We start from the raw sequence: 25,463 nt of genomic DNA on the forward strand, positions 1-25,463 counted from the left end.
AGAAGAGAATAACACTTTGCACTTTTCAAGTCAAGCATCAAGGAGTTATAAAAAATGAGTGGGAAGAAAAGGGGGCTAAAAGCCCCCTAAGGATTTACTCTATCAGGCTCCCAAAGAAAGCTTCAATTATAAAATAGCTCGATGCAGCACCAGGGTCAATATGACCAATGCTGCGCTCACCTAAGCGACTGGACCGCCCTCTCTTAGAGAGCATATCCTTGGTACTTTCCATACCAGCTTTGGCTGCTTTTATTGCCTCCTGTAACATCTCCTGCAAACTTTTGCCTTCGGAAAACGCTTTCTCCATGGCCTGGAGAGAAGGATAGATAGTATCATACATGGTCTTTTCACCAGGCTGCACCTGGCCACGTCTTTGAATGCCCTGAGCAAAAGCCTTCCACATGGCAAGTACGTCTTCTTTGTTCAGCTCTTCTTTGCCAACCACAGCTTTTCCCGCATCCATAAAAGCAGTACCATAAAGGGGTCCCATGGCTGCCCCACCGGAAAAGATAATGGCCTTGCCCGCTTCCTGAAGAAGCGCCCCAATGTCTCTCCGATCAGCAGGAAACTTATCAACAGCTTCTTTTACCTTCTGGAAGGCATTGCAAACACTCTCTCCGTGGTCTGAATCTCCAATGGGTGAATCCAAATCGTTGAGGTATTGGCGGTTTTTTTCAAGATTTTCGACCACCTTGGAAAAAGCTTCTTTGATTTTCTCGAAAGGGATTTTTTCCATGGTCATTCACCCTCAATGTTGAATGAAATGCACCCCATCACAGGGAGCATCGATTAGCCTCTTCAGCTCATCATCCAGTTTAGTCAGAGTTACCGAAAAACCACCCATCTCAAGGGAGGTGAAAAACTCTCCAACATAGGTGCGGTGAACCTTTATGTTGTGGTCAGCAAGAATTTGATTGACTTTACGGAAGCAAATGTACATCTCAAGCAACGAAGTAGATCCCAAACCGTTGATCAACACCACTACTTCGTCTCCCGATTTGAAAGGCAAATCCTCGATGACCTTCAGAGTCAAAAGTTCGCTTACTTCGTCTGCGCTCATCATCTTGGTCCTCTGGATCCCTGGCTCACCATGATGGCCTACACCAATTTCCATCTCATCTTCGCCTATTTCAAAGCTGGGTTTTCCTGTGGTGGGCAAAACGCAGGGAGTATGCGCTACACCCATGCTACGGGTGTTGAAAACCGCTCGCTCTCCAACTTCTTTCAGTTTTTGGAGGTCCGCCCCCTCTTCAGCCAGGGCACCAGCAATTTTCCAGAGTATCACTTCACCAGCAACTCCCCGGCGGTTGTCCATGCGCTCTTTGGGGCTTGAAGCAACATCATCGTTGACCACAACAGTTTCAACTGGTATGCCTTCCGCCTCAGCCAGTTCTTTAGCCATGCCAAAGTTCATGATATCTCCCGAATAGTTTCCAATGCACAACAAAACTCCCTTTCCTCCATTTGCTGCCTTAATAGCTTCATAGGCTCGCTGCACCGGCGGAGCAGCAAAAATATCCCCCACCGCCACTGCATCAACCAGACCTTTACCAATGTATCCGATGAAAGCAGGTTTATGCCCCGAGCCACCGCCGGTTACAATGCCTACTTTACCCTGCACTGGAGCGTCTTTGCGTACCAGTACTCTTTCTGTTTCCAAGCGGCGCACTTTATTGGAATTGGCAGCCACAAAACCTTCCAGCATTTCCTCAATTAGATTCTGAGGGGAATTAATAAACTTTTTCATGCTTTATGCCTCCTTCAAAAACTTTTTCTCGATTTCCCTGATACGCTCAACTTTGGGCAAAGAACGCCCTCCCTGAAAATCGCTCTCCAACCAGGCGTCAACCAGCTTTTTGGCAAGCTCCGGCCCAACAATGTGCCTTCCCAGCGTCAAAACGTTAGAATTGTTGCTTTTTTTGGCTCTCTCTGCAGAATAAATATCATGAGCGCAGGCAGCGTAAATACCGGGAATTTTATTGGCAGCAAGCGCCATTCCAATGCCGGTGCCACAAACCAGAATCCCATACTGGTATTTCCCTTCTTTAATCCCCATGCAGGCTTTTAAGGCGACATCGGGGTAAAGTACTTCTTCGTTCTCTGAAAACACTCCCAAGTCCTCAAGCTCAACTCCTTTTGCTTTCAGGTGTTCCACAATTACCTGCTTCAGGGGATATCCAAAGTGGTCTGAAGCAATGACCAGGTACATAGCCTAACCTCCTCTCAAGGTATGAGCACAACCTTAATGGATTCCTCACCCTTTTCTACCAGTTTAAAACCTTCCATAAAATTATCAAGAGGAAGTCGATTAGTGATGATTTCATCGGCCTTTATTTCGCCTGAATTAAGAAAACGAATTGCCGAAGGATACGCCTTTGGACTCAAATGTGCTCCGCGCAAATCCAGTTCTTTACGGTCTCCAATTATGCTCCAGTCAACGGTGGTTGGCTCATTATAAACACTGAATTCCACATACCTGCCCATTTTCCTTATGGCCTGCAAACCCTGGATAACCCCGTTGGGATGCCCACTTGCCTGAATATACACATCGCAACCATAACCATCGGTAAGTTCCTTTATCTTCTTTACCACATCCTCCTTGGCCGGATTGAGAGCAAGATCTGCCCCCAGCTTCCTGGCTAACTCCAACCTTTGATCCCTGACATCCAAGACAATAACCATCTGGGGATTCTTAAGCTTCGCAGCTTGCAGCATGCCTAATCCCAGAGCACCCATACCAGCAATTACCACTACATCGTAAAACTGGATATCTGCCCGTTCTACAGCATGAATGGCACAGGCCAGAGGCTCAACATAAGGAGCCACTTCCAGAGGAAAGCCGTCCGGCAAACGATAATTGCGGGCTGTAGAAGGGAGTTTCACGTATTCTGCAAAAGCACCATCAGCAACTTTGCCCTGGAAACCGTAAATGTGGTGCACTTCGCACATCCAGTAACTTCCCTCTAAACAAAAGCGACACTTACCACAGGGAATAATTTGCTCTGAGACTACCCAATCACCAAGGTTTAATCCGTACTTCTCTCGGGCTTGATCACCTATGGCTACGACCTGTCCATAAAATTCGTGACCCGGAATAAAGGGAGCAATAATCCAAGCAGGTTGGCCATCTCCTCCCCAGAAAGAAGGAGCACCGTGGTATCCTTTCACATCGCCAGCACAAATACCACAACCACCCACTCTCAAAAGTACCTCATCTTCGTTAATTGCTGGAACATCGACTTCTTCCAAACGATAGTCCCCAGGCTTATAAGCCACTACCGCTTTCATTTTGCGAGGAATATCACTCGTTCTTTCCACTTCTATACACCCCTTTCAAACTAACTAATCCTTATTACTTCACCGGTTTCTCCATCAAACACGTGCATCTTTTGTTTGGAAAAAGAAACCCAAGCAACCTCGCCCTCAGCAGCCTCAGGAAGACCTGGAACCTCAACGTAAATCTGTACGTCTTTCTCCAGGTTAAGGATTACCACTGAAGACTCCCCGTGAGGTTCTATACTGAAAATTTGTCCCTGCAAGGAATATGATTCAGCATCCTCGCTTTTTCCGAGAGTCATATCACCAGGTCTTACACCCATGATTAACTTTTGAGGAGCTTTACTCTCTTTTGCAATTTCCGAACCCAGCCCCCTATCCAGCTCAAAATTGAAAAAAGTCGACCGCAAAAAAAACTTATCTCCTTCTTTAGCTAAAGCACACTCAATAAAGTTCATGGGGGGCTCACCTATAAAACCCGCCACAAAGAGGTTGCTGGGCTTTTCGTAAAGCTCAATTGGTGAACCAATTTGCTGTATCCTTCCTAAATTCATGACCACCACCCGATCAGCCATACTCAGTGCTTCAAGCTGATCATGAGTGACATATATAACGGTCAACCCCCACTCCTCCTGGACCCTTTTTAACTCAATTCTTAGTTTTGCTTTGAGTTGTGAATCGAGGTGAGAGATAGGTTCGTCCATTAAAGTGACCAGCGCATCCTCTCGGACCAGAGCCCGAGCAAGGGACACTCGTTGCTGTTCTCCACCGCTTAAGCGAGCTGGACGGTGGTTAAGGATGTCCTGGATTTCCAGTAGCTCTGCAACCGTATTGATTTTATCGCGTATCTTTTTCTCCGGGTATTTCCGGGCTCTAAGCGGGAAAGCAATGTTATCAAAAACGGTGAGTGGAGGATAAAGAGCGTAGGACTCGAAAGCCATGGCAATTTGACGGTCCCGAGGATGCAGATTGTTTACCTTCCTTTGGCCAATGTAAATATCGCCTTTCGAAATTTTTTCAAGACCAGCAATCATACGTAAAGTGGTGGTTTTCCCACATCCTGATGGACCAAGCAAGCATAAAAAACTTTTATCTTCACACACAAAAGAAACATCCTCTACCGCAAGTACTCTCCCTGATTCACCGAGCTCCTCTCTATAAAACTTCCAAACATGCTCAACTCGCACCTCAGCCATTACTTACACCACCCCACCTAATCAAGTAAAAGAACGTTGCGTTGAGTAATGTTGTCGAAAACCTGGAGTGAAGCTGCAGGAAAGAAAAACTCCCTTTCGCTTCCTGGAGGACACTGGATACCCAAAGCAGCTTGAGCAGTAAAAGTAACGCCCTCTCCCGTCTGAGCAAAAACGATTTTACGGGAACCCCGCACCTCCGAAAACCTAACTACAGCTTTAACAAGCGTTCCAGTGTGTTCTTCCATACGGAAATCCGAAAACTCCAATAGCACTTTACTGGGAAAAACGCCTAAAATCACTTCTTCGAAGCTGCGCTCCATCAATCTCTTCTGAATTTCTGGAGAAAGCGCAAAACGAATACCTTTGGTTTCAAAAAGAATTGCCCCTCCATTTCTTACCAACTGCCCTTGGAAAAAGTTCATGGGGGGATCGCTGACCAGCTGCCCAATAAAACGGTGAGCAGGCCGTTCGTAAATTTCATCCCAGGTCCCCACTTGTAAAAGCGAACCCCGATGCAAAACAGCGATCCTGTCTCCCACAGAAAAGGCTTCCAGATAATCGGTGGTCGTGTAAAGCATGGTAGTTTTCTTTCTTTGCTGCCAGATTTTTAGCTCTCTCCTAAGCTTATGTCTCAGCTTGGCATCAAGATGAGCGATGGGCTCATCGAGCAAAAACACCTTGGGGTCTCTAATAAGACATCTTGCCAAACTAACTCTCTGCCTTTGACCTCCACTGAGTTCTTTAGGTTTTCTGTTAAGCAACATATCTATTTCCAGAAATTCCGCTACTTCCCGTACTCTTTTTTTAATATCTTCTTCAGTAAAGTACTTAGCACGTTTGGGAGAACGGAGAGGAAAAGCGATATTTTCAAAAACTGATATGTGAGGATACAGAGCATAAGTTTCAAAAGCCATCGCCACATCTCTTTCGGAGGGATCCAGATCGTTAACTACCTGACCTCCAATTTTTATGACTCCTGAAGTAATATCCTCTACGCCAGCTACCATTTTTAAAGTCGAGCTTTTTCCAGCGCCCGGAGCACCAAGTATTGCAAGCAGTTCGCCATCATTAACTTTTAAATTAAGGTTATTCACTGCCACCAGATCTCCATACTTTTTAACCACTTCTACAAATTCGACTTCTTTCATCCCGCAGACCTCCACCTTAACCCTTTACTGCTCCAAAAGTTAAGCCTCTAACCAGATAACGCTGAATAAAGAAAGCCAGAACCACTGAAGGCAACAGAGTAACGATCGCTGCAGCAGCCATTTGTCCCCACAGAACCTGTTCATAGGAAATAAAACCCATCAAGGAAGGAGTAACTGGCCTGGTAACGTCGGAAGAAAGAACATGCCCAAATAAAAAGTCATTCCAGGCAAAGATGAAAGAGAGAATGGCGGTGGCTGCAATGCCCGGAGCTACAAGGGGCATGTTGACCTTGCGAAACACTCCCCACCAGGTATACCCATCAATCCGGGCTGCCTGTTCAAGCTCCTGAGGAATATCTTCGAAAAAGCCTCGCATCAACCAAACAGCAAAAGGAAGGGTAATAACCTGGTAGGCGATGATCATACCATGATAGGTCCCATAGAAACCAAGTTTCCTGAAAATAATGTAGAGCGGAATTATAACTATCAAACCAGGAGCGAAACGGAAACTCAACAGTGTAAAAGCAAAGTTTTCTTTCCCTCTGAAATCAAAGCGGGCCAGAGAATAGGCAGCAGGAACACCAACCAGCATACTGAGAGCGACCGCTCCGGAACAAACAATGATACTGTTGAGAAAATAGCGGGGAAAGTCCGTTTTCACTGTTTCATACTTTCCAAGCCAGGCCTTTCCAAACAAAACAACCGAATAATTCTCAAGCGTGGGATCAAAAACAAACTTAGGAGGATAAGCAATAACATCCACTGGTGTCTTAATGGACATCAAAAATATCCAGTACAACGGAAAAAGGGTCCACAACATTATTAAAACTAATCCAAAAATGGCCAGAGCCTTGCCAACAGAAAGTCCGTCGTCTCTCATTCTCTCTCACCCCCTATCTTCCGTGCACTTCAGCCACGGCTTTTTTCCACTGTTCAACAATGAAATAACTCAAAACGTAGACAATAGCCCAGAGAACAACTAGGTGGGCAAAGGCATAACCCATATCCGTCCAGCGAAAACTGTGATAATAAGCCTGCACTGTTAAAGTCATAGTAGCACTGGCAGGTCCACCTTTGGTAGCTGCGTAGATTATGTCAAAGTGCTTTAAACAATCCATAATCCTGAACAACAATACGATAAGAATCACCGGCTTTAAAAGCGGGAGAGTCAACTTACGAAAAACGAACCAGCTTGAAACTCCGTCAACCGCCGCAGCTTCATAAGGTTCTTTCGGAAGATTTTGCACTCCAGCCAGAAAAATCATTCCACAGAAGGGGATAAAAACGTATGCATCGATCAAAATTACTGACATGAGGGCTGTTTTTGAAGAACCAAGCCATTCAAGGCCAAGAAATCCTGCAAGTTGCAAAAGATAATTTAACACCCCCTGTATGGGTGCCATCATGAGTTTCCACATAATGGCCGCTACAGTTGGAGGCAACATCACCGGAACCAGAAAAAGAGTGCGATAAATTCTCTGGCCCATCAACCCCAGATTAAGAAGATACGCAGCAGCAAAGCCCACCAGAACTTCAAAAGCAACGGCTCCAATCGTGAAAAAGATCGTCACCTTTAAAGAGTTCCAAAATTCTGGGTCTTTCATCATTTTTATATAATTGCCTAAACCTATGAAAGCCTTGGTTCCGGCAGTAAGATTAAGATTGGTAAACGACATGGCAACTGAATAACCAAAAGGAACCAGAATGCCTACCGTTAAGGCAAAGGCCGGCAAAAAAAGCCAGAAAGCGATGTTCTTCTTTTTGGCAACTTGCTTTAGCATTCTCATCAAGCTCCCTTCTTTAACCTCCTCCTGGTCCGCCAGAAGGATGGACCAGGAGGAGGTTAAACGTACTTTGGATATTTACTCCTTCTTTTCTCTCCACTTTGCCATGAATTCGTTGATCTTTGCAGCTGCGTCGTTGAGAGCTTCCTCTACAGTCTTTTTGTCCTCATACGCTTCATGTAAAGCCTCAGCCCAGATATCGCCAACCGTGGTAACGTCTGGATTGGGCATCCAGGCAACATCTCCATACTGAGCATACATTGCGTCAACCAGTTCTCTGTATTCACCAGGTTTGGTTCCCCATTTCATAGTCTTTTCAATAACCGCCGGATTTTCCCACACGGATTTACGAGTAGGATTGAAGTTATCATGTTTAAGAGTTGCGTCAAGCATGGTCATAGGGGCAGTTGCCCACTGCAAGAAGAGCCATGCAGCTTCTTTATGCTTGGACAGCGAACTCATACCCAGCGACCAGGTCCACATGTTGGATTTGATGGTTCCGTCCGGTCCCTTTGGAGGAAGAGCATATCCAACTTTACCAGCCACTACCGACTGGTTGGGATTCTCATAGGTTGCGGCAAAAAAGTCACAGTCAGTAATTTCATAGAACCTGCCAGCCGCAAAGCTCTGCTTTGCGTCATACCAGGTATAATTTGGCCAGCCCGGAGGTCCTGCTTTTTTGAGGATGTCAATCCAGATCTTGGTTATTTCGATCGCTTCAGGGGTATTGATTGCCGCATACAAATCCGGAGTCAGGTCTCGCTGGCCGTAGCTCAAGAAAGCAGTGAAGTAACCTGAGTGCACTGTTGACCAACTCTTAATACCCCTATTTGCAACCCCATAAACTGGGGGACGTTCTTTTTTACCCAACTCAGCTGCCTTGGTCAAAACGTCGAGTAACTCTGGATAGGTCTGAGCCACAGTCAGACCCCATTTTTCTCTCAGATCGTTCCTGTAGGCCTGGCAATAAAACTCAACCATCACCGGGATGGCATTCCAGCGGCCCTGACCCAGGCCACCACCAATGGTCCCATCCCACATGTTGGCACGCAAGGGCTTGTCATAAAAGTCCTCTCTGTCATACCACTCCTGGTCAGTAAGGTTGGGGTCATTCCAGTATTTGTTCAGATCTTCGATCCATCCTGCATACTGGTAACGCCACTCAAACATGGGGGAAGTCATATATACGTCAAAAATACCTCCGCCACTGGAAAGGTCAATCAATAGCTTTTCAAAATATTCTTCCTCGGGTAATATGACATAAGCTACTTTCATACCTGTAAGTTCCTCAAAAACTGGGATAAGGGGGCGTAGTGATTCTGTGAAAGGATGCTTATTCAAACCAATGGTTAACTGAGTACCTTCGTAAGCTCTCCAGTTGATTTTGGCTTTCTGACAGTACGAAAGAAGATCTTCCTCCTGAGCAAAAACCACCGCGCTTAAAAGGAAAATAGCGATACCAATAACTCCTACTACTTTCAGAAAACGACTCACCAAACATCCCTCCCATTCAAATTAATCAATTAGCCAATGCAAACACACTGTTAAAGAGTTTTTGCATATATCCCAACTCTTTTTCTATACTCATCACCTCCCGATTCAGACTAATTTATTACTTCTGTTAAATAACATCAGTCATAATTTAAGGTAAAATAAAAACATTGTCAAGCAAACGCAATATATTTTCAGAACAAATTTGGAAAAATTTTACCTAATCTCCAGGTTGGATATTGAAACCGCCTCTTTTAAGGACTTCTCGAGCAGTTACGCTATCAATCACCAAAGCGTTGACCAACCTACCCCGCAATGCCCCCAAAATAGCATCAACCTTTTCCAGGCCTCCTACCACTCCAACCACCCAGGGAACCTGGCGCAAGTCGTCAACCGACAAAGCAATTCTGCGTTCGTCTCCCGAAAAATGCACAATTTCACCTTGTAAGTTGTAATAGGTTCCCACTACATCGCCTACCGCTTTCCTATTTACAAGTTCCTGAAACTCCTCTTGAGTAATTGTTCCAGTGCGAATAAGCGTTGAGTCTGGAGAAACCCCACCAATACCGACCAGAGCCACATCCAGCTTCTCAGAAAGCGTTGCCCTAATAGTGGGATCCTGAAGCATAGCCTCCTTTGAAGCTCGGTCTTTGGTGAAAGCAGGTGCCAGAAGATACACCACCTTTGCCTTGAGAACCTCTCCTAATCTGCGAGGTATCTCAGTGGCCATAATATCTCCAGAAACCCGGCTCATACCTCCCATAATCTGGACAACGGTCAGGTTAGGAATGGACACACTGGGACGCATCAGGCGAACTACTTCATAAATGGTTCTTCCGTAAGCCACACCGATAGTATCTCCAGCCTTCAAAAGCCGAAGCAAAAAGTGTCCTGCTGCTGCCCCAACGATTTTCCTTGTCAGCTCACTTTCCAGGGTAAAGGTTTCCACACATCTTACCGCTCGCAGGCCAAAAACTTCCTGAAGTCGATCCTCGATTTCCTTTTCGCGCTCTCTGGTGGGATCTACAATTCTGATTTGCACCAAACCTCGGTCTTTTGCTTCCTTCAAAAGACGGGAACAAAGCTGTCGGGAAACACCAAATATATCTGCAATTTCAATGATGTTCAGCTCATCTTCATAATACATACGTGCAATCTTGGCCATCAACTCAGGATTATCAGACTTCGGTCTCGGCAAAGCTTCTCTCCTCCGACCAGGTCATAATTTCACATATTATACCTATATTTGAAGTAGAGGGAAAACCTCCTTCAAGCTGTGGTAGACCTTTTTGTAGGCAATATACTTTTCTCCATAACCCTCGACCGTTTCCGAGGAAGGCTCAAAAGACTGTAATCTTCGAATGAACAAATCACAAACCTCTTCAAAAGAACCAAAGGCTCTTGAACCCACACCTGCAATAAAAGCCGCTCCTGAAGAAGCAGGATCTTCTATGTTGGTAGTCTGGGTGGTGATACCAATTACATCAGCAAGAATCTGGCACCAGAGAGGGCTTTTAGCTGCTCCACCCGAAAGCACCAAAGTTTCCCCAGTAAGCGAAAAACTTTTCAAAATCTCCACTGAGTCTTTTTGACTGAAGGCAACGCCCTCAATGACTGAACGAACAATATGTGCAGTTGTGTGCCGATAGCTCAAGCCCACAAAAACTCCCCGTGCCATAGGGTCAGAATGAGGAGTGCGCTCCCCAATAAGATAAGGCAAAAACAAAAGTCCTTCACTACCCGCAGGAACGCTTTCGGCAAGCCTGTTCATTTCCGAAAAACTCAGGTCAGGTTTTATGACTGAAAGTGCTTCACGCAACCAGCGGTAAGAACCACCGGCTGCCAGCGTACAACCCATCAAAAACCATTTTCCTGGCATGGAATAACAAAAGGAATGCAAACCCCGGTTTTCAAAGTCAAGCTTGACGTCATCAGTTTTCGCCATAACTACACCTGAAGTACCTAAAACACAAGAAATAATGCCATCTCGGATAACCCCCAGACCTATACCGCCTGAGGATTGGTCCCCTCCACCACCCACCACAGGAATGCCTTCGGGAAGACCAGTCTCCAGAGCAGCTTTTTGTGTAATCTGGCCAGTTATTGTCGTTGACTCAACGGCCTGAGGGAGAAGGCTTTCATCGATGGAGAAGATGCTCAAAATTTCCTTTGACCAACAGCGATTCTGAACGTCAAAAAGGAGGGTGCCCGAAGCATCTGAAACATCCGTAGCATATACCCCCGTGAGCTTAAAACGCAAAAAATCCTTGGGGAGGAGAAATTTACTGGTATGCTTGAGATTTTCAGGCTCGTGCTTGCGCAGCCATAAAATCTTAGGAAGCCAGTAGCCGGGAAGAGGTGTATTTGCTGTCATCCTCACAACCCTCTCCAAGCCCAGTTTACTTTTAATCTCCTCATTCTCCCGGTGACTGCGCTGATCACACCAGATAAGACAAGGGCGAACTGGGCTACCTCCCTTATCCATGAGCACCAGACCCAGCATCTGCCCGGAAAGACCTACGGCCTGGATTTCCCTGAGATTGCCGAGCTTCTGCGCGAGTTTGTGTATCAAGCCCACAAAACCCTGCCACCAATCTTGAGGATTCTGTTCGGCGCTGAAGGAGTCCGGATAGGAAACTTCAAGAGGAACACTATCGTTGATTATGTTTTTCTCCTTTAAATCCAGAACGGAGGCTTTTATTGAAGAGGTGCCAAGGTCCACTCCCAAAATATACCGTCCAGACACCATTTTCGCTCCTTCCAATCAGTAGTAAAGTACTCCTCCGTCCACATTAATGGCTTGACCAACGATAAACTCGGACTCATCAGTACACAGAAATACCGTGAGCCCCACCATATCCTCGGGAACACTCACTCTGCCTTTGGGCGTTCTCTCTATAAACTTTTTTCTCTTTTCAGGGTCAGCAAGATTTACCTTGCCCATTTCAGTATCCACAAAACCAGGACAAATAGAGTTAACGTTTATCCCGTACTGGGCAACTTCTTTGGAAAAAGCGCGGCTGAAGTTCATAACTGCAGCCTTGGTTGCCGCATAAGCAGCCTGATAGCGATCTCCATCTTTAGCACCTATGGAAGCCACGTTGACAATTTTCCCATAGCGCTGGTCAATCATCACTTTACCTATGACCTTGCACATTAGAAAAACGCTTTTTGCGTTAACAGCAAAAATGCGGTCCCAGTCCTCCTCGCGGTAATCAACCACCAGACCAGAAATCATGATTCCAGCATTATTGACTAAAATATCGATTCTCCCAAACTCTTCCAGCGCAGTATCTCTGAGTTTATACGCAGTCTCTATCTTGCTCACATCGCCCTGAACAAATATCGCCTTTCTTCCCAAATCCTGAATTTCCTGGGCAGTTTGCTGTCCAGTTTGTTCGTTAACATCGTTGACGATTACCGAACAACCTTCTTTCGCCAAACCAAGAGCAATCGCTTTTCCAATCCCCTGACCCGCACCAGTAACAATAGCCACTTTGTCTTTAAGGCGCATAAAAGATCCCCCCTACTGTATGGTGTAGCCACCGTCTACAACCAAGGTGGTACCGGTAATCATGTCGGAAGCATTGCTTGCCAAAAACAGGGCTGCAGCAGCGATTTCTTCGGGAAGAGCAAACCTGCGTAAAGGTATCTTCTGCTTCATAGCCTCTCCAACTTCTCCCGCCCAAGCTTTCTTGCCCAACTCGGTAAGCACCACGGTGGGAGCAATGGCATTCACGTTAATACCAAATTCGCCCCACTCAAGCGCCAGCACTTTGGTCATAGCAATTAAACCAGCCTTGCTTGTGCAATACGCAACATGCCTATCAAGAGCAACGATGCCCGCCTGGGAAGCGATGTTGATGATCTTGCCGCTTTTTCTTTTGATCATTTCTCTTCCCACAAGTTGAGAGAGCAAAAACGGAGCCTTAAGATTGATATCCATTGTCTTATCCCAGGCTTCTTCAGAAAGATTTTCAGCATCATCGAGAATGGCTACTCCAGCGTTATTCACCAGGATGTCTATTTTTGAAAAAACATCCATTGCTTTCTCTACCACTCCAGGAAGCGAGGAAAAATCGGTGAGGTCAGCTACAATAGGAAGCGCTCTCTTGCCCAGTTTTGCGACTTCTTCGGCCAAATTTTTTACTCCTTCTTTAAGGTCAACAAGAACAAGGTCTGCACCTTTACTTGCAAAAAGCAAGGCAATGGCTTTGCCAATACCCTGGGCTGCTCCAGTAACCAATGCGGTTTTATCTGTGAGGTCAAACTCTGCAAATTGAAAACTCATTCATCCACCCCCTCCTTAGAGTTTATCATACAAATGTTAGTTATCATTTGGTAAAGTAACAGAAAACTATTACTTTGTCAAGCCCCCGAGTTGAATCATCTAAAATCTTGATGAACTCCTATCGTTGCCTCAACTAAAAATCTTGATATAAACTATTCTACCTCCAGGTGATTTTTTTAAAACAGGAGGTAACGAAATGGAGCTCACCATGAATACCAGAAGGGAAATCATTAAGAAAATGGCACCCGAGTATCAAAAAGCCACTAAGAAAGAAAAAAGAAAGATCTTGGATGAACTCGTCCATCTCACTGGATACACCCGGACGTATGCCTCCTGGCTCCTTTCTCATCATAGACGGAAAGTCTATCTCACCGGACGAAACGGCAAAAAGTATCGAGTCATTGGATCCATCACCAAGGTAAAAAGGAACCGAAAAAAGATCTATGATGAGGAAGTCCTTTCTTCTTTAAAAAAGATCTGGCTCATCTTTGATTGCCCCTGTGGGAAAAGACTCGCTCCCTCACTTCCTTGGATGATCAAAAAACTGGAAAAGCATGAGGAACTGGTTCTTTCCCAAGAGGTCAAAGCCAAACTTCTTTCTATTTCTCCAGCGACCGTCGATCGGCTTCTCCAAAAGGAAAAACGAAAGCTCACCTTCACCTTTCGGTCCTACACCAAGCCCGGAACGCTTCTCAAACACCAGATTCCAGTTCGAACTTTTGCTGATTGGGATGAGAAAAGACCGGGATTCTGTGAAATGGATCTGGTTGCCCACGATGGCGGAAACCCCAGTGGGGATTTCTGCCAAACTCTTGATGTAACCAATGTCAATTGTTCGAGATGGTTACCTTGAAAAATGATTCCATTCCTCACCCTAAGGAGGTGAATTTGGTATAGAATTTTAAATGAGGCAACGAATCCATTTCATCAAGATTTTTAGGTGAGGCATCACTGCAGCATCTTCAAAAGAGCACAAACAAGGCTAAAACTTCACTCAAAAACCCAGAAAGCGAAAGAAAAGATTACCCCGAAAACGGCAAAACTCTCGAAATTAGTATTTTCCGGGTAATCACACCCACTCAACCCAGAAAAACAACTAAAAACAGCATATTAACTCTATTTTGGAAAGAATTTGTTTCTGAAGTCTTTCAGGCGGGAACGAAACATCTGATACTCCCGGACGGCTTCCTCCTGAGCTATTTTTCTTGTTTCATCAATTTCATCCAGGTTTTCAAAAAGTAAAGAAATTAAGCTCTCATCGAGGTTCCCCTCAGAAGCCAACCTGCCAAGAATTTCTTTCACTTCAGCCCTGCTAAGCCCTTTCCGATAAGGGCGATCTTCACAAAGAGCCACAAAAACATCAGCCACTGCCACAATACGAGATTCTAAAGAAATTTCTTCACCCTTTAAACCAAAAGGATACCCCCCACCGTTAAGACGCTCGTGGTGTTCAGCTGCCCACCGAGCGGGTACACGCAAAGAGGGTACGGAAGCAAGTGCTCGATAAGTATAGTAGGGGTGAGACCTCACAATGTTATGTTCTTTCTGAGTAAGGGGTCCGGCTTTTTCCAAAATCTCCAGCGGAATAGCAAGCTTTCCCAGATCGTGCAAGAAGGTAATCCCAAAGAATAAAAACCGTTTGTTTTTCTCCAATCCAACCAGTTTGGACAAAAAAAGCGCTACCTGGGCCACACCCGCAGAATGAGTTACTGTGAAGGGACTTCTGAAATCGATGAGATGTGAAACAAGCTTCACCAGAGCCAGGAAATCACTGGGATTCACACACTTTTTTTGCGGTGAAGCATTTTCCAGGATTATCCGGTGTAAATCCCGAGACGAAAAGTCAAACCACACATAATCCCTGGCAAGCAAGGAAGAAAAGGCCTCGAAAACTTCAGGATGGAAAATTTCAGGAACATGTTCCCTCAAAATTTCCCCAACCCGGCGCACTTCCTCCAGAGGTTCATTGTCTGCTTTAAAAAGAATACTTAATCTATCAGCAAAATGCAGGACGTGGCTCTCCAGAGGAACCCTATCTCCCTGCCAGTAGGAACCCTTTCCTCCCTCCCAGGGAAGATGATGGAAAAGTAATATCCGGGAAATTTCGGGAAGGAAAGAAAACTCCTTAAAAAGCAAATGAGCTACGAAAGCATGGTAATGAAGATTACTGAACTCAAATTCCAGGGCTTCAAGACGTTCTTTCAAAGAGAAAGCACCACTGTCATGAATTAACCCAGCAAAAAGGAGCTGTTCCTGTCCTCTCTCAGGAAATCCCATAGCTTCACCAAGACGATAAGCAAGATACCCTACCTTCAAATGGTGATCAAAAAGACGAGGACTAACCAGATCCACCACTTCGGCAAGACAAAGGAGCAAATCAAATAACGGTATCGCAGGAAAGTCTAAACCCTCATCCAACTCTTCTTCAAGAAAAGAAGAAAAAACCAGAAAACAACACCCCCTTTCATCTCCAAACATCCAAGATCAAGTAGTCTCACTCTACACCAGAGGCAAGCTTTAGCTTTTCTTCCACGGCTTGCAAATGTTTTAACAGTTCCTTTGAGCAATCAAAGGTCTCCTTGTAAAGGGATTCAGCAGAAATTTTATCTCCTCTTTTGATCGCTTCAATGACCTCCTCACCCAGGCGGTGCAGTCTGTTATGAACAGTTTCAATTTCTCTCCACTCTTCTACGATAGCGTCACGGTTTAAAGGAACTGAATAGTAAAAATGCCCGAAAGCGCATTTTCTTGAATTCACTTGCAAAGGATAAACTTGCATGGTCTTGACCATTTCCTCCAGAAGCTTCATCCACTCACCATGAGCACGACGAGCCTTTTCAATTCTCTCAATGATTTCTTCATCGGTTACCCTGTGTAGGCCTTTTTCCAATCCTTCAAACATCTCAGCCACTATTCCCGAGATGGTATCATCAATATGAGAAGCTCTTTTAGAAATACTGTTAACCTTACGAGCATAATCATTAGCCTTCTCAGTAAGCTGACTCAGGTGCTCTGCGTCTTTACCCAAAGATTCCATAGCCTGATTCACTTCCAAAGCCGATCGGCGAATTTCATCCGCAAAGTGATTAACTTCCTCGACATTCCCGCTTATCCTATCAAACATTTCCACTGTTTTTTCGGTTGTATTCTGAACCAATTCTATTTTTTCGCTGATCTTTTCGCTTGCTCCAATGGTACTTTGAAGGCTTCTCTCGCTTTCTTGAGCAGTATCCTGAATGTGTTGCATAAACTGTCGCATTCCTTCCAGGTTTTTACGTGTGTTATCTGCCAGCTTGCGAATCTCCTGAGCTACCACCGCGAAACCACGTCCTGCATCACCAGCTCTTGCCGCCTCAATAGCAGCATTAAGCGCAAGAAGATTAGTGCGCTCTGCAACTTCCTCCACACTATCCACTATCTTCTCCACTTCCTTGACCAGATCGATTAACCGTTGACTTTTTTCATTCATAATGTGTGCTTCTTGTAGCAGAGCATCTTTAAGAGAAACCACTTCCTGCAACAGAGAAATACTTTCATCGTTTTGCTTGTGCAACGCACGGGTTTCGTCAACCAACCTTCCCAGATTTTCTGAAATTTGACTAATAGCCCGATTAACCTCATCCATACCAGCAATAGTTTCTTCTACTACTGCAAGATTGGACTGGCTAATGTTGTTAATTTCCTCAGCAAGCTCCGATATAACCCCAGCAACATGAGCCATTTCTACATCAAAACTACTCAGAGAAGCTGCAGCATCAAGCAGCTCTCGCGAGCCTTTCGACATTCTCGCCTCGTTTTCAAAAAGCCTTTTAAAGGCGTTCAAAACCTTTACATGCAGGGGATACACAACCCGAGGTTCCCGGGGACGCTCCCCTCGAAAAAGTGCCTCCACATAATCAAGAATTGTCGCAGCTTCCTGACAGTGTTCAAAGCTCAATTCTTTTGCCACTTCCAGCCCTCCTTCAACAAACGAAATTGCCGTGTACTTCCTGCAAAAGTTTTGTTAAGAAGCCCGCTCCGAGCTTCTTTAGAAAATCAACATAAAATATTTTGCCAAAATGCGCCTCTTAACCACCATAGAGAGCTTTTATCAAAGAAATCTAACAATCTAACTACTAAAAATCCTGTACATAAAAACAAGATGGGGCGCATTAATGCGCCCCATCTTGTCGAGAAGCTCACCCCTACTCCGTAAAAACAGGACCTACATTACCACTACCAGCAGGGGCCAGCCCTTCTCTGGAGGGGAGCCTTTCGTCCATCAAAAGCCCGAAAACCTGGTCTATCTGTATCTCCAACTTTACCGCCAAAGAAACCCCAACCCGGGAAAGCCGGGAAAGAAGCTTTGCTAAGCTGCTCTGGAGTAAGGAGATTCAGAAACTCTTTGGCATATTTGAGGTGTACTTCCTGAATCTTATCCCACAGGTCAAGCAGTTGAGAAAGTTTTTCCTTGATAACCTCACCAGACTCACCTTTTAAGCGAGCCTCCTGAAGGTCCATCTGAATCTGCTGAAGCTCAAGACGCAAAGGTTTGAGTTCCTCGAACATCTGAACCCTTAATTCATCAAATTTTGCTTCCTGCTCATCGGTAAGGTCAAATTGTTTGTCAAGGAAAGAAACTATCCCTTCTTCCTGCCACATCCAGCCCCTGCCTGGTCCAGCCAGAGCAAAAGCTGAAAAAGCAACTCCAAAAACCAGCATCGCACCAACCAGCAAACCAATTAGAGTTTTTCTTTTCATCTGCCTCTACCTCCCTTGTTCGCTTTTTTGTAATGCAACTCCATAATACAGGGGAGCTGAGGCAAAACAAGGAAAGGAGTGTGAAAATTCTGTGAACAGGTAAAGTCAATTTAGGCGCACGATAAAATAATTGAGAAAGCTGGCCAGCGAAACCCAACCCAGATAAGGCAGGAGCAGATATCCAGCAAGATGCGAAATACGGTAAAAAGAAACAATGCAAGCCAGAATGAGCACCCAGAGTACCAGGATATCCACCAGAGCCCATTCCGGACGGCGCAATCCGAAAAAGAACCAGGACCACAGAACGTTAGCAACAAGTTGCAAGCAATAAAGATAGAGCACTACCCTGTAACCTGCAAAGTTTCTCTGCCAAACAAGATAAAAAGCAATCCCCATTAACACAAAGAGCGTGGTCCAGACTGGAAAAAACAACCAGTTGGGAGGAGTAAAAAAGGGTTTACGCAACGCTGGATACCAGTCTTCAAGTGACTGAGAAGTGAATAGAGAACCTGCAAACCCGGCAACCAGTGGAATAGCCACAGAAATGATGAACTTTAAGTAGGTTAACATGGCACTTCCCTCCTTTTTCAGGATTATAACACTTCGAAAAACCTTTAGAAACCTTCTTTCGGTGAAGTCAGCGAAAAGCTATAATAGGAAAACGATGCTAATCAGAATAAAACAGGGCACTTTTCTATTACTAATCACTGCTTTTATGTGGAGTACCGGGGGCATGCTCATCAAGTCGGTTCCCTGGCATCCTCTGGCCATAGCTGGCACACGAAGTGCCATTGCTGCTTTGGTGTTTCTGCTTTATTTACGTCATCCCCGCTTTACCTGGAGCCTCCCTCAGCTTGGTGGAGCCTTGAGCTATGCAGGAACGGTAGCCCTTTTTGTAGCTGCTACCAAGTTAACCACGGCCGCTGCTGCCATTCTACTTCAGTACAGTGCTCCCATTTACGTGGCCCTGCTTTCTGGTCCTGTTTTGAGTGAGAAAACCACCCACAGGGACTGGTGGGCGATTTTCACGGTCTTTGGAGGAATGCTCCTTTTTTTCTTGGATAAACTGGAAGGGAGCAACCTGCTGGGAAATCTTTTAGCCATCGCCAGTGGCTGGGCCTTTGCTTTGCTGGCCATATTTTTACGGCTCCAAAAAGACGGCTCGCCTTTCGAATCCGTCCTGCTTGGAAACCTGCTCACTGCACTGATAGGCTTGCCTTTTATGCTCCGAGATTTTCCTCTCGACCCCAAGAGCGTAACTTCACTACTTCTCCTTGGGACGCTTCAAATTGGCTTTCCATACATCCTGTACGTGAAGGCAGTGAAAATGGTAACTGCTCTGGCAGCCTGCCTTATTCCCATAATTGAACCCATACTTAACCCGCTGTGGGTATTCCTGGTTATCGGGGAATCCCCAGGCAAATGGTCATTGCTTGGAGGAGCGCTGGTTATCTGTGGAGTAACCTGGTGGTCGCTGAAAAACAGAAAATAAATCGAACACCTGAAATGCTTAAAAAAACCAGCGAACCTCCCTTTCTCAAACCACTCGCCATCTTGACATCGAACCTCAGTGCTTTAGAATAAAAAATGTGATTGCCCAAAACCAGTACTTCATTGGCACTTGTTCCTGGACGGATAAAACACTCCTTGAAAGTGGTTTTTATCCCAAACAGGTCAAAAGCAGCGAACAGCGTCTACGCTACTACGCTACTTGTTTCAACACGGTGGAAATAGATTCCATTTTCTATGCCCTACCTTCGCTTCGCAATGTTTTGAACTGGATAGAGCGAACCCCTCAAGATTTCCTATTTGGTGTTAAGGCCTTTTCTCTTTTCACCGCGCACCAGACACCCTGGAAAACACTTCCCCTTACCCTGCAGGATGCTTTACCTCAAAAGCTAAAAAGCAAAGATATTATCTTCTGGAAGGAATGTTCCTCAGAATTTCAAAAAGAAGTTGTCCACTACTTTTCTTCACTTCTTTTGCCTATGCTTGAAGCAGGTAAGCTGGGATATTTGCTCTTTCAACTTCCACCCTGGTTTTCCAAAACCAGTGAGAACCTGGAACACCTTTCAAAGTTGCGAGAAAGCTTTGCCCCCTTTCCCATAGCCATCGAGTTTCGCAACCGAAGCTGGCTTAAAAGTAAGGAAGAAGCACGACATACCTTTTCCTTCTTACGCAAAAATCAGATGAGCTATGTGGCAGTAGACGAACCCCAGCTTCCCTGGACAGTACCTCCGGTGGTCGAGGTTACTTCCCCAACCATGGTAATTCGCTTCCACGGACGAAACAGTGCTGCCTGGCAGAAGAAGAACGCCACGGTATGGGAACGGTTTAACTACTTTTATACCAGAGAAGAACTATCCACCTGGAGCAGAGTCATTCAGGAAAAGTCAAAAAGCGCAAACCCTGAAAGAATCTTTGTTATGTTCAACAATTGCTTTCGGGATTATGCGATACGCAATGCCCAGATGATGCAAGAACTTTTATTTCAGAATCTTTGAGAGAACCCTTCTCCGAAAAACAGACAATCACTTCCTCTACCAGAAGGCCCTCCTTCTTTAGAAAACTTCCTATGTTCAACCAGGAAAAAACGAGTTTCTCTTTTGCTCTCAAAAAATGCGCCCTGCATCGACAATCAGAAGACCCCAAACCCGGGTGAAAAACCGAACAAACTCCAATTTCACACAAAGTACGAACCAGCTTACATTCAACGTCACCTTTGAACACTGCAACCCCCTGCACCTTTCCTCCCTCAAGTAAATAATCAACGTGCCAGAAACGCTTTTTCTCTCGTCCAAGATGTCTTCTGATCCGCTGATAAATACCCCTTTTAGCTCTGCCTGCATAAACATACCACCCTTCAGGCAGGAAAACCTCACCCAGTGCCCCAACTTTTACCCATACATCTTTATCAAACCTGACCAACAAAAGATAGCTACAGGGAAAATAGGATTTGGCCATTGGCATTAACTCCGCTATACTTTAATTGTAAACTTCACTTTATGGGGAGGTCAAAAATGTTTTCTCCCACAAATAAGAAAGTGGTCGTAACTGGTGGAGCCCAGGGTATTGGTCGAGCAATAAGCAAAATATTTGCTGAACAGGGAGCCCTGGTTTCTCCCTGGGACATAGACCAGGAAGCGCTCGAGGACCTGCAAGATGAATATTCAGGACTTGCTTCTCGATTTTTGCCTCTTCCCTGTGATGTAGCTAGCGAAACGGAAGTCAGAGAAAGCGCAACGCACCTCGCTAAGGTGTGGAACCGGGTCGATATTTTAATCAACAACGCAGGAATAAATATTGTGAAACCGCTTGAAGAACTGAGCACTGAGGAGTGGAATCGGGTAATTGCTACCAACCTGCAAAGCGTTTACCTTGTAACTCGCTATCTTCTACCATTGATGCCCCGGGGAGCAAGTATCATCAACATCGCCTCCACACGGGCATTGATGTCAGAACCTAACACCGAAGCTTATTCCGCCTCAAAGGGTGGAATCCTTGCCCTGACTCACGCTATGGCCATATCGCTTGCTCCGCGCGGAATCCGGGTAAATGCTATCTCACCGGGGTGGATTGAAACCTCCAATTGGAAAAAGCGGAGCATCAGGAAAGAACCGTTGCTCCGGGACATCGACCACCTGCAGCACCCTGCAGGTAGAGTAGGCAAACCCGAAGATATAGCCTATGCCTGCCTATTCCTATCCTCCGAAGAAGCTTCCTTTATAACCGGAGTGAACTTGGTCGTCGATGGCGGTATGACGGTAAAGATGATTTATGCAGAGTAAAAAGGAGGGAATTACTTTGGAAATAATCGATATTTCTTTACCCCTTGAGTCCACCATGCCCTCTTACAAGGGAGAGGTCAATAAAAAAGCAAGACTTGAAAAGGTGCGCAGCATAGAAGAAGGAGCCAATGAGACCCGTATCACTTTCGAAAGCCATACTGGAACCCACGTTGATGCCCCTCTGCACATGCTCAAAGATGGAAAAAGCATTGACCAGATTCCCCTGCAAAACTTTTTTGGCCCTGCACTGCTAATTGAAATAAGAGGTAAAGAGGCCATTGGAAAGGAAGAATTACTCCCCTGGGAACCCTGTATCCTCAAAGATCATTTCCTACTCATCAAAACTGACAACTCGTTTCAGGATCTTTCGCGCGAAGATTATGTTTACCTCACCCAGGAAGGGGCTTACTTCTTAGCAGAAAAAGAGATTAGGGGAGTTGGGATTGATTCGCTGGGTATTGAGCGCAGCCAGCCCGGCCATCCCACCCACAAGATTTTGCTTTCCAAAGGCATCCTGATCATTGAAGGGCTCAAGCTTGATGAGGTGCAATGTGGAACATATTTCCTATCTGCCTTTCCTTTGAATATCAAAGGATGCGATGGAGCACCAGCCAGGGTGCTCCTCTGGAGGTTCTAAATGAAAACCCTCATCTTTTTTGGAGGAACAGGCAATTTGTTCGTTAACAAAATATTCCCCGCCCTGGTCACCATGTATGCCAGGGGTGATCTTGAGAACGTCCAGGTAGTAGCCATAGGACGGCGATTCAGCAGTCAGGACGACTATCAAAATTTTTTGCTCAAAACATTAACTGAAAAAGACCCTGCTCTTTTGTCTGAAGACTCCATAAGAGAATTCTGGAAATGTCTCCACTACCTCCAAGGTGACATTGAAGACGACTCAACCTTCGTTAAATTGAACCAGCACCTTGCAGCATGTTGCACTGAAGCAATCTTTTACCTCTCTACCCTGCCCAACCTCTACCAAAATGCCTTGAGACAGATAAAAAGCTTTTTCCCAGAAACGCTTCTCAAAAACGCCAAAGTAGCTTTGGAAAAGCCCTTCGGTGACAATCTGCCCAGCTTCCAAAAATTAAAACAAACCCTGCAGCAAACATTTCTGGAAAGAAACATCTTCTATGTGGACCATTACCTGGGGAAAGAAATCGTCCTCAACCTGATAATCCTGAAAGCCGAAAACTGGTTCCTGGAAAGGCTTCTCTCCAGAGAATTCGTGAAGGAAGTTCACATTGGCCTTTGCGAGCGAGAGGGAGTGGCAGAGAGAAAAGTATTTTACGAGCAGACCGGGGCCATTAAGGACGTTCTACAAAATCATCTTCTGCAGCTTCTGGCCCTAATCGCTGTGGATGCACCTCCTTTATGCGAAACTGATCCCAGAGAATGTGCCAGCTTTCTGGAAGCGCTGGCTTATGAAAAAAGCAAGTTGCTTTCCAAGATACATCTCCCACCACCAGAACACATTAAACTCGGACAATACACAAGCTATCGCGAAGAAACCGGATACCTGAACTCAACCACGGAAACTCTTTTTGTAGTTCCCCTTTTCGTCGCTACGCCTCGCTGGAGGGGGGTCCCCTTTTACCTGATTTCGGGCAAAAAAATGGCTGAAAAGCGTTCTTTTATAAAAGTGATTTTTTCCTCACATCTTGACTACACCAACGCCCTTTATATGGAAATTCAGCCCGAAGAAAGGATAGATCTCTATCTCAGGCTCAAAAGGCCAGGCACCACACTCTCTGCGATGGACACCCGTCTCAATTTTAGTTACGCAGGTAACTTTAAGGGCGCATCTTCTCAGGCTTACCAGAAAATCATACTGGATATACTGAGCGGTGACCGGGCACTGTTTCCAGACTCCTCGTTCATCGAAAATGCCTGGAGACTTACCGACCAGCTCAAAACGCTCCTTGATGAGCATCAGCATCCCTTTTTCTTTTATCCAGACTACACGCTGACTGCAGAAAGTTTACTCACCGAAAGGAGGTCAGAAAATGCAATACCGTAAATTTGGAAAACTGGATTTTGAGGTATCCATACTTGGCTTTGGAGCCATGCGGCTTCCTCTCTTTGATAAAAACGATGAGTCAAAAATTGATGAAAAAGAAGCAATCGCCATGATTCGCTACGCTATTGACCAAGGAGTTAACTATGTGGATACCGCCTACCCTTACCACAAAGGAAACAGTGAAATCGTGGTAGGTAAAGCATTAAAGGAAGGGTATCGTGAAAAAACCAAAATCGCCACCAAGTTGCCTACCTGGCTGATTCAATCTGAAAAAGACCTGGACAAATACCTTGCCGAACAACTCAAAAAACTCAGCACTGACTATATCGATTTCTATCTGATACATGCACTTGACAAAAACCGCTGGGAAACAGTTCTCAAACACCGGGTTCTCGAGTGGGCCGAAAAAGCGATGGAAAGAGGAGATATTCTCCACCTTGGCTTCTCTTTTCATGATGACCTCCCAACCTTCAAAAAAATAGTTGATGCATATCCCTGGGTGTTCTGTCAGATTCAATATAACTATCTGGACGTTGACTTTCAGGCAGGAAGAGAAGGCCTCCTTTACGCCCACTCCAAAGGGCTGGCAGTGGTAATCATGGAACCCTTGAAAGGAGGCAATCTGGTCAATCTCTCCGAATTTGCCCTGCAGCGCTTTCGAGAGGCAAACCCCCATCGCAGTCCTGCCGCCTGGGCTTTGCTCTGGCTGTGGAACCAGGAAGAGGTAACCACAGTCCTGAGTGGTATGAGCACCATGGAACAGGTCAAAGAAAACATCGAAATCGCCCGAAACGCCCACCCAGGAATACTCACCCAAGAAGAGCTGGAAGCCATAGATGAAGTGCGGGCAATCCTTAAAAAAGAAGCGCCGATTCCCTGTACCACCTGCCACTACTGCGTCCCCTGCCCTCAGGGAGTAAACATTCCCTTCCTCTTTGGTCTTTACAATCAAGTTTTTCAGTTCCAGGATAAAAGAGAACAGGCAGAAAAAACCTACTTTGGGTTCCTCAAAGAAGAAGAGCGACCAGGTAACTGTGTTGAATGCGGCATTTGCGAAGAAAAATGCCCCCAGCAGATACCTATACGAGACTGGCTTAAAAAGGTTGAGCAATTCTTTGAGAGGAAGAATTAATTGCCAATCTGAAAGCGCCCGGAAACAACTTCCAAAAATTCCGGGCGCTCAAAGTCGATATCGCTCACCAGGCCTTTGCTCTCAATCGAGTTGTGATCAAACAAAACTCTGACCAGGGACTGGGCAACCACTTTTTCTTCATCCGGATAATACACCAACTCTTCACCAAAAAGACGATCCCCGGAAGCAGACTCGGCCTCAACGCTACCTTTGAAGCTAAAAACATCCTCTACCAGATCCAGCTCTGCCTCGCCAGCACGAATTGTACTCCGCAAACTACCCGTTTCATCAAATACAGAAACCAGAACGCCTCCTTCACAGCGCATCCGGGTTATGCTCTTGTCAAGCTGGGCCTGAGGTGCTTCCAATAGCCATTTGAGCAAATCACCGTCCCAGCCTCTGACTATCATCCCCTGGAGCTTGATTCCCAACTCCGCTGCCTCTTCAGTCTTTTCAGCTTCAGCCTCTGTCTCTGATTCCTCCCCCAATCTCTCGGGAGAACGCAAAAGAAAGACCAGGACTAAAGATGTGGCCACCAGAAAAAGCACAACAATCAGTACATTGAACAGTCTGCTCCGGGCAAACCGTTTCATA

At 45.6% G+C, this 25,463-nt stretch carries 26 protein-coding genes; 7 read left to right on the top strand and 19 right to left on the bottom strand.

Translation table 11 applies throughout. The annotated features are described in order from the left end of the window. Nucleotides 1-94: 94 nt before the first annotated feature. The 13 genes from dhaL to QBE54_RS09355 all read right to left on the bottom strand — a co-directional run bounded on the left by dhaL (nucleotide 95) and on the right by QBE54_RS09355 (nucleotide 13,186). On the bottom strand, nucleotides 95-742 hold the full coding sequence (gene dhaL / locus QBE54_RS09295) for a dihydroxyacetone kinase subunit DhaL (protein WP_369017913.1): 648 nt from the start codon (nucleotides 740-742) through the stop codon (nucleotides 95-97). A gap of 6 nt (nucleotides 743-748) precedes the next feature. Next, complete coding sequence (gene dhaK, locus QBE54_RS09300) at nucleotides 749-1,747, bottom strand: dihydroxyacetone kinase subunit DhaK (RefSeq protein WP_369017914.1); 999 nt, start codon at nucleotides 1,745-1,747, stop codon at nucleotides 749-751. Between the two features lie 3 nt (nucleotides 1,748-1,750). Next, nucleotides 1,751-2,209, bottom strand: a complete 459-nt coding sequence (gene rpiB / locus QBE54_RS09305; protein ID WP_369017915.1) for a ribose 5-phosphate isomerase B — start codon at nucleotides 2,207-2,209, stop codon at nucleotides 1,751-1,753. Nucleotides 2,210-2,223: 14 nt separating this feature from the next. Beyond that, nucleotides 2,224-3,324: an alcohol dehydrogenase catalytic domain-containing protein gene (locus QBE54_RS09310; protein WP_369019431.1), complete on the bottom strand. Its 1,101-nt coding sequence runs from the start codon at nucleotides 3,322-3,324 to the stop codon at nucleotides 2,224-2,226. Between the two features lie 14 nt (nucleotides 3,325-3,338). Continuing rightward, nucleotides 3,339-4,472 (bottom strand): ABC transporter ATP-binding protein, encoded by a 1,134-nt coding sequence (locus tag QBE54_RS09315; RefSeq protein ID WP_369017916.1) that lies wholly within the window; start codon nucleotides 4,470-4,472, stop codon nucleotides 3,339-3,341. 17 nt (nucleotides 4,473-4,489) lie between these two features. Continuing rightward, nucleotides 4,490-5,620: an ABC transporter ATP-binding protein gene (locus QBE54_RS09320; protein ID WP_369017917.1), complete on the bottom strand. Its 1,131-nt coding sequence runs from the start codon at nucleotides 5,618-5,620 to the stop codon at nucleotides 4,490-4,492. A 16-nt stretch (nucleotides 5,621-5,636) separates the two neighbouring features. Further along, nucleotides 5,637-6,500: a carbohydrate ABC transporter permease gene (locus QBE54_RS09325; RefSeq protein WP_369017918.1), complete on the bottom strand. Its 864-nt coding sequence runs from the start codon at nucleotides 6,498-6,500 to the stop codon at nucleotides 5,637-5,639. Between the two features lie 13 nt (nucleotides 6,501-6,513). Further along, on the bottom strand, nucleotides 6,514-7,407 hold the full coding sequence (locus tag QBE54_RS09330; protein WP_369017919.1) for a carbohydrate ABC transporter permease: 894 nt from the start codon (nucleotides 7,405-7,407) through the stop codon (nucleotides 6,514-6,516). 75 nt (nucleotides 7,408-7,482) lie between these two features. Further along, nucleotides 7,483-8,898 carry an extracellular solute-binding protein gene (locus QBE54_RS09335; protein WP_369017920.1) on the bottom strand — a complete coding sequence of 472 codons (1,416 nt, stop codon included), beginning with the start codon at nucleotides 8,896-8,898 and terminating at the stop codon, nucleotides 7,483-7,485. 217 nt (nucleotides 8,899-9,115) lie between these two features. Further along, a complete protein-coding gene (locus QBE54_RS09340; RefSeq protein ID WP_369017921.1) occupies nucleotides 9,116-10,093 on the bottom strand; it encodes a sugar-binding transcriptional regulator in 978 nt (325 codons plus the stop codon). A 42-nt stretch (nucleotides 10,094-10,135) separates the two neighbouring features. Further along, nucleotides 10,136-11,641 carry a xylulokinase gene (gene xylB / locus QBE54_RS09345; protein WP_369017922.1) on the bottom strand — a complete coding sequence of 502 codons (1,506 nt, stop codon included), beginning with the start codon at nucleotides 11,639-11,641 and terminating at the stop codon, nucleotides 10,136-10,138. An 18-nt stretch (nucleotides 11,642-11,659) separates the two neighbouring features. Beyond that, nucleotides 11,660-12,409: an SDR family NAD(P)-dependent oxidoreductase gene (locus tag QBE54_RS09350; RefSeq protein ID WP_369017923.1), complete on the bottom strand. Its 750-nt coding sequence runs from the start codon at nucleotides 12,407-12,409 to the stop codon at nucleotides 11,660-11,662. 12 nt (nucleotides 12,410-12,421) lie between these two features. Next, nucleotides 12,422-13,186 carry a GolD/DthD family dehydrogenase gene (locus QBE54_RS09355; RefSeq protein WP_369017924.1) on the bottom strand — a complete coding sequence of 255 codons (765 nt, stop codon included), beginning with the start codon at nucleotides 13,184-13,186 and terminating at the stop codon, nucleotides 12,422-12,424. Between the two features lie 196 nt (nucleotides 13,187-13,382). Here QBE54_RS09355 and QBE54_RS09360 point away from each other — a divergent pair, with 196 nt between their 5' ends. Further along, entirely contained in the window at nucleotides 13,383-14,039 is a 657-nt protein-coding gene (locus QBE54_RS09360; RefSeq protein ID WP_369017925.1) for a hypothetical protein, read from the top strand. A 263-nt stretch (nucleotides 14,040-14,302) separates the two neighbouring features. Here QBE54_RS09360 and QBE54_RS09365 read toward each other — a convergent pair whose 3' ends face one another. The 4 genes from QBE54_RS09365 to QBE54_RS09380 form a co-directional block, all read right to left on the bottom strand. Further along, nucleotides 14,303-15,664 (bottom strand): HD-GYP domain-containing protein, encoded by a 1,362-nt coding sequence (locus QBE54_RS09365; protein ID WP_369017926.1) that lies wholly within the window; start codon nucleotides 15,662-15,664, stop codon nucleotides 14,303-14,305. Between the two features lie 16 nt (nucleotides 15,665-15,680). Continuing rightward, nucleotides 15,681-17,135 carry a methyl-accepting chemotaxis protein gene (locus QBE54_RS09370; protein ID WP_369017927.1) on the bottom strand — a complete coding sequence of 485 codons (1,455 nt, stop codon included), beginning with the start codon at nucleotides 17,133-17,135 and terminating at the stop codon, nucleotides 15,681-15,683. Nucleotides 17,136-17,401: 266 nt separating this feature from the next. Then, complete coding sequence (locus QBE54_RS09375) at nucleotides 17,402-17,926, bottom strand: Spy/CpxP family protein refolding chaperone (protein WP_369017928.1); 525 nt, start codon at nucleotides 17,924-17,926, stop codon at nucleotides 17,402-17,404. Between the two features lie 105 nt (nucleotides 17,927-18,031). Beyond that, on the bottom strand, nucleotides 18,032-18,496 hold the full coding sequence (locus QBE54_RS09380) for a TspO/MBR family protein (protein ID WP_369017929.1): 465 nt from the start codon (nucleotides 18,494-18,496) through the stop codon (nucleotides 18,032-18,034). A gap of 61 nt (nucleotides 18,497-18,557) precedes the next feature. Between QBE54_RS09380 and QBE54_RS09385 the strand changes: the two genes are divergently transcribed. Continuing rightward, complete coding sequence (locus tag QBE54_RS09385; RefSeq protein ID WP_369017930.1) at nucleotides 18,558-19,418, top strand: DMT family transporter; 861 nt, start codon at nucleotides 18,558-18,560, stop codon at nucleotides 19,416-19,418. A gap of 97 nt (nucleotides 19,419-19,515) precedes the next feature. Then, complete coding sequence (locus tag QBE54_RS09390; RefSeq protein ID WP_369017931.1) at nucleotides 19,516-20,430, top strand: DUF72 domain-containing protein; 915 nt, start codon at nucleotides 19,516-19,518, stop codon at nucleotides 20,428-20,430. On the opposite strand, the gene QBE54_RS09395 is transcribed toward QBE54_RS09390, so the two are convergent. Then, entirely contained in the window at nucleotides 20,357-20,890 is a 534-nt protein-coding gene (locus QBE54_RS09395; RefSeq protein WP_369017932.1) for a DUF123 domain-containing protein, read from the bottom strand. The genes QBE54_RS09390 and QBE54_RS09395 overlap by 74 nt on opposite strands. Before the next feature lie 56 nt (nucleotides 20,891-20,946). Between QBE54_RS09395 and QBE54_RS09400 the strand changes: the two genes are divergently transcribed. The 4 genes from QBE54_RS09400 to QBE54_RS09415 are packed head-to-tail and all read left to right on the top strand — an operon-like array spanning nucleotide 20,947 to nucleotide 24,869. Further along, entirely contained in the window at nucleotides 20,947-21,714 is a 768-nt protein-coding gene (locus tag QBE54_RS09400; protein WP_369017933.1) for an SDR family oxidoreductase, read from the top strand. Nucleotides 21,715-21,730: 16 nt separating this feature from the next. Further along, nucleotides 21,731-22,351 carry a cyclase family protein gene (locus tag QBE54_RS09405; RefSeq protein WP_369017934.1) on the top strand — a complete coding sequence of 207 codons (621 nt, stop codon included), beginning with the start codon at nucleotides 21,731-21,733 and terminating at the stop codon, nucleotides 22,349-22,351. Continuing rightward, a complete protein-coding gene (locus QBE54_RS09410; protein ID WP_369017935.1) occupies nucleotides 22,352-23,737 on the top strand; it encodes a hypothetical protein in 1,386 nt (461 codons plus the stop codon). Beyond that, on the top strand, nucleotides 23,724-24,869 hold the full coding sequence (locus tag QBE54_RS09415) for an aldo/keto reductase (RefSeq protein ID WP_369017936.1): 1,146 nt from the start codon (nucleotides 23,724-23,726) through the stop codon (nucleotides 24,867-24,869). The genes QBE54_RS09410 and QBE54_RS09415 overlap by 14 nt, the downstream gene beginning before the upstream one ends. On the opposite strand, the gene QBE54_RS09420 is transcribed toward QBE54_RS09415, so the two are convergent. Continuing rightward, the gene (locus QBE54_RS09420; RefSeq protein WP_369017937.1) at nucleotides 24,866-25,462 is read right to left on the bottom strand and encodes a hypothetical protein; all 597 of its coding nucleotides are present in this window, start codon (nucleotides 25,460-25,462) and stop codon (nucleotides 24,866-24,868) included. The two genes, QBE54_RS09415 and QBE54_RS09420, sit on opposite strands and share 4 nt — an antisense overlap. Between the last annotated feature and the right edge of the window lies 1 nt (nucleotide 25,463).

Origin of the sequence: Thermatribacter velox (genome assembly GCF_038396615.1) — a bacterium.
Taxonomy (GTDB): Bacteria; Atribacterota; Atribacteria; order Atribacterales; family Thermatribacteraceae; genus Thermatribacter; species Thermatribacter velox.

Bases quoted from the DNA above. Each gene is read 5' to 3' on its own strand.
- QBE54_RS09320 (WP_369017917.1), bottom strand. From the start codon at position 5,620: ATGAAAGAAGTCGAATTTGTAGAAGTGGTTAAAAAGTATGGAGATCTG.
- QBE54_RS09365 (WP_369017926.1), bottom strand. From the start codon at position 15,664: ATGTTTGGAGATGAAAGGGGGTGTTGTTTTCTGGTTTTTTCTTCTTTT.
- QBE54_RS09360 (WP_369017925.1), top strand. From the start codon at position 13,383: ATGGAGCTCACCATGAATACCAGAAGGGAAATCATTAAGAAAATGGCA.
- QBE54_RS09375 (WP_369017928.1), bottom strand. From the start codon at position 17,926: ATGAAAAGAAAAACTCTAATTGGTTTGCTGGTTGGTGCGATGCTGGTT.
- QBE54_RS09350 (WP_369017923.1), bottom strand. From the start codon at position 12,409: ATGCGCCTTAAAGACAAAGTGGCTATTGTTACTGGTGCGGGTCAGGGG.
- QBE54_RS09400 (WP_369017933.1), top strand. From the start codon at position 20,947: ATGTTTTCTCCCACAAATAAGAAAGTGGTCGTAACTGGTGGAGCCCAG.
- QBE54_RS09410 (WP_369017935.1), top strand. From the start codon at position 22,352: ATGAAAACCCTCATCTTTTTTGGAGGAACAGGCAATTTGTTCGTTAAC.
- QBE54_RS09380 (WP_369017929.1), bottom strand. From the start codon at position 18,496: ATGTTAACCTACTTAAAGTTCATCATTTCTGTGGCTATTCCACTGGTT.
- QBE54_RS09315 (WP_369017916.1), bottom strand. From the start codon at position 4,472: ATGGCTGAGGTGCGAGTTGAGCATGTTTGGAAGTTTTATAGAGAGGAG.
- dhaL (WP_369017913.1), bottom strand. From the start codon at position 742: ATGACCATGGAAAAAATCCCTTTCGAGAAAATCAAAGAAGCTTTTTCC.
- dhaK (WP_369017914.1), bottom strand. From the start codon at position 1,747: ATGAAAAAGTTTATTAATTCCCCTCAGAATCTAATTGAGGAAATGCTG.
- QBE54_RS09330 (WP_369017919.1), bottom strand. From the start codon at position 7,407: ATGAGAATGCTAAAGCAAGTTGCCAAAAAGAAGAACATCGCTTTCTGG.
- QBE54_RS09415 (WP_369017936.1), top strand. From the start codon at position 23,724: ATGCAATACCGTAAATTTGGAAAACTGGATTTTGAGGTATCCATACTT.
- QBE54_RS09355 (WP_369017924.1), bottom strand. From the start codon at position 13,186: ATGAGTTTTCAATTTGCAGAGTTTGACCTCACAGATAAAACCGCATTG.
- rpiB (WP_369017915.1), bottom strand. From the start codon at position 2,209: ATGTACCTGGTCATTGCTTCAGACCACTTTGGATATCCCCTGAAGCAG.
- QBE54_RS09395 (WP_369017932.1), bottom strand. From the start codon at position 20,890: ATGGCCAAATCCTATTTTCCCTGTAGCTATCTTTTGTTGGTCAGGTTT.
- QBE54_RS09325 (WP_369017918.1), bottom strand. From the start codon at position 6,500: ATGAGAGACGACGGACTTTCTGTTGGCAAGGCTCTGGCCATTTTTGGA.
- QBE54_RS09420 (WP_369017937.1), bottom strand. From the start codon at position 25,462: ATGAAACGGTTTGCCCGGAGCAGACTGTTCAATGTACTGATTGTTGTG.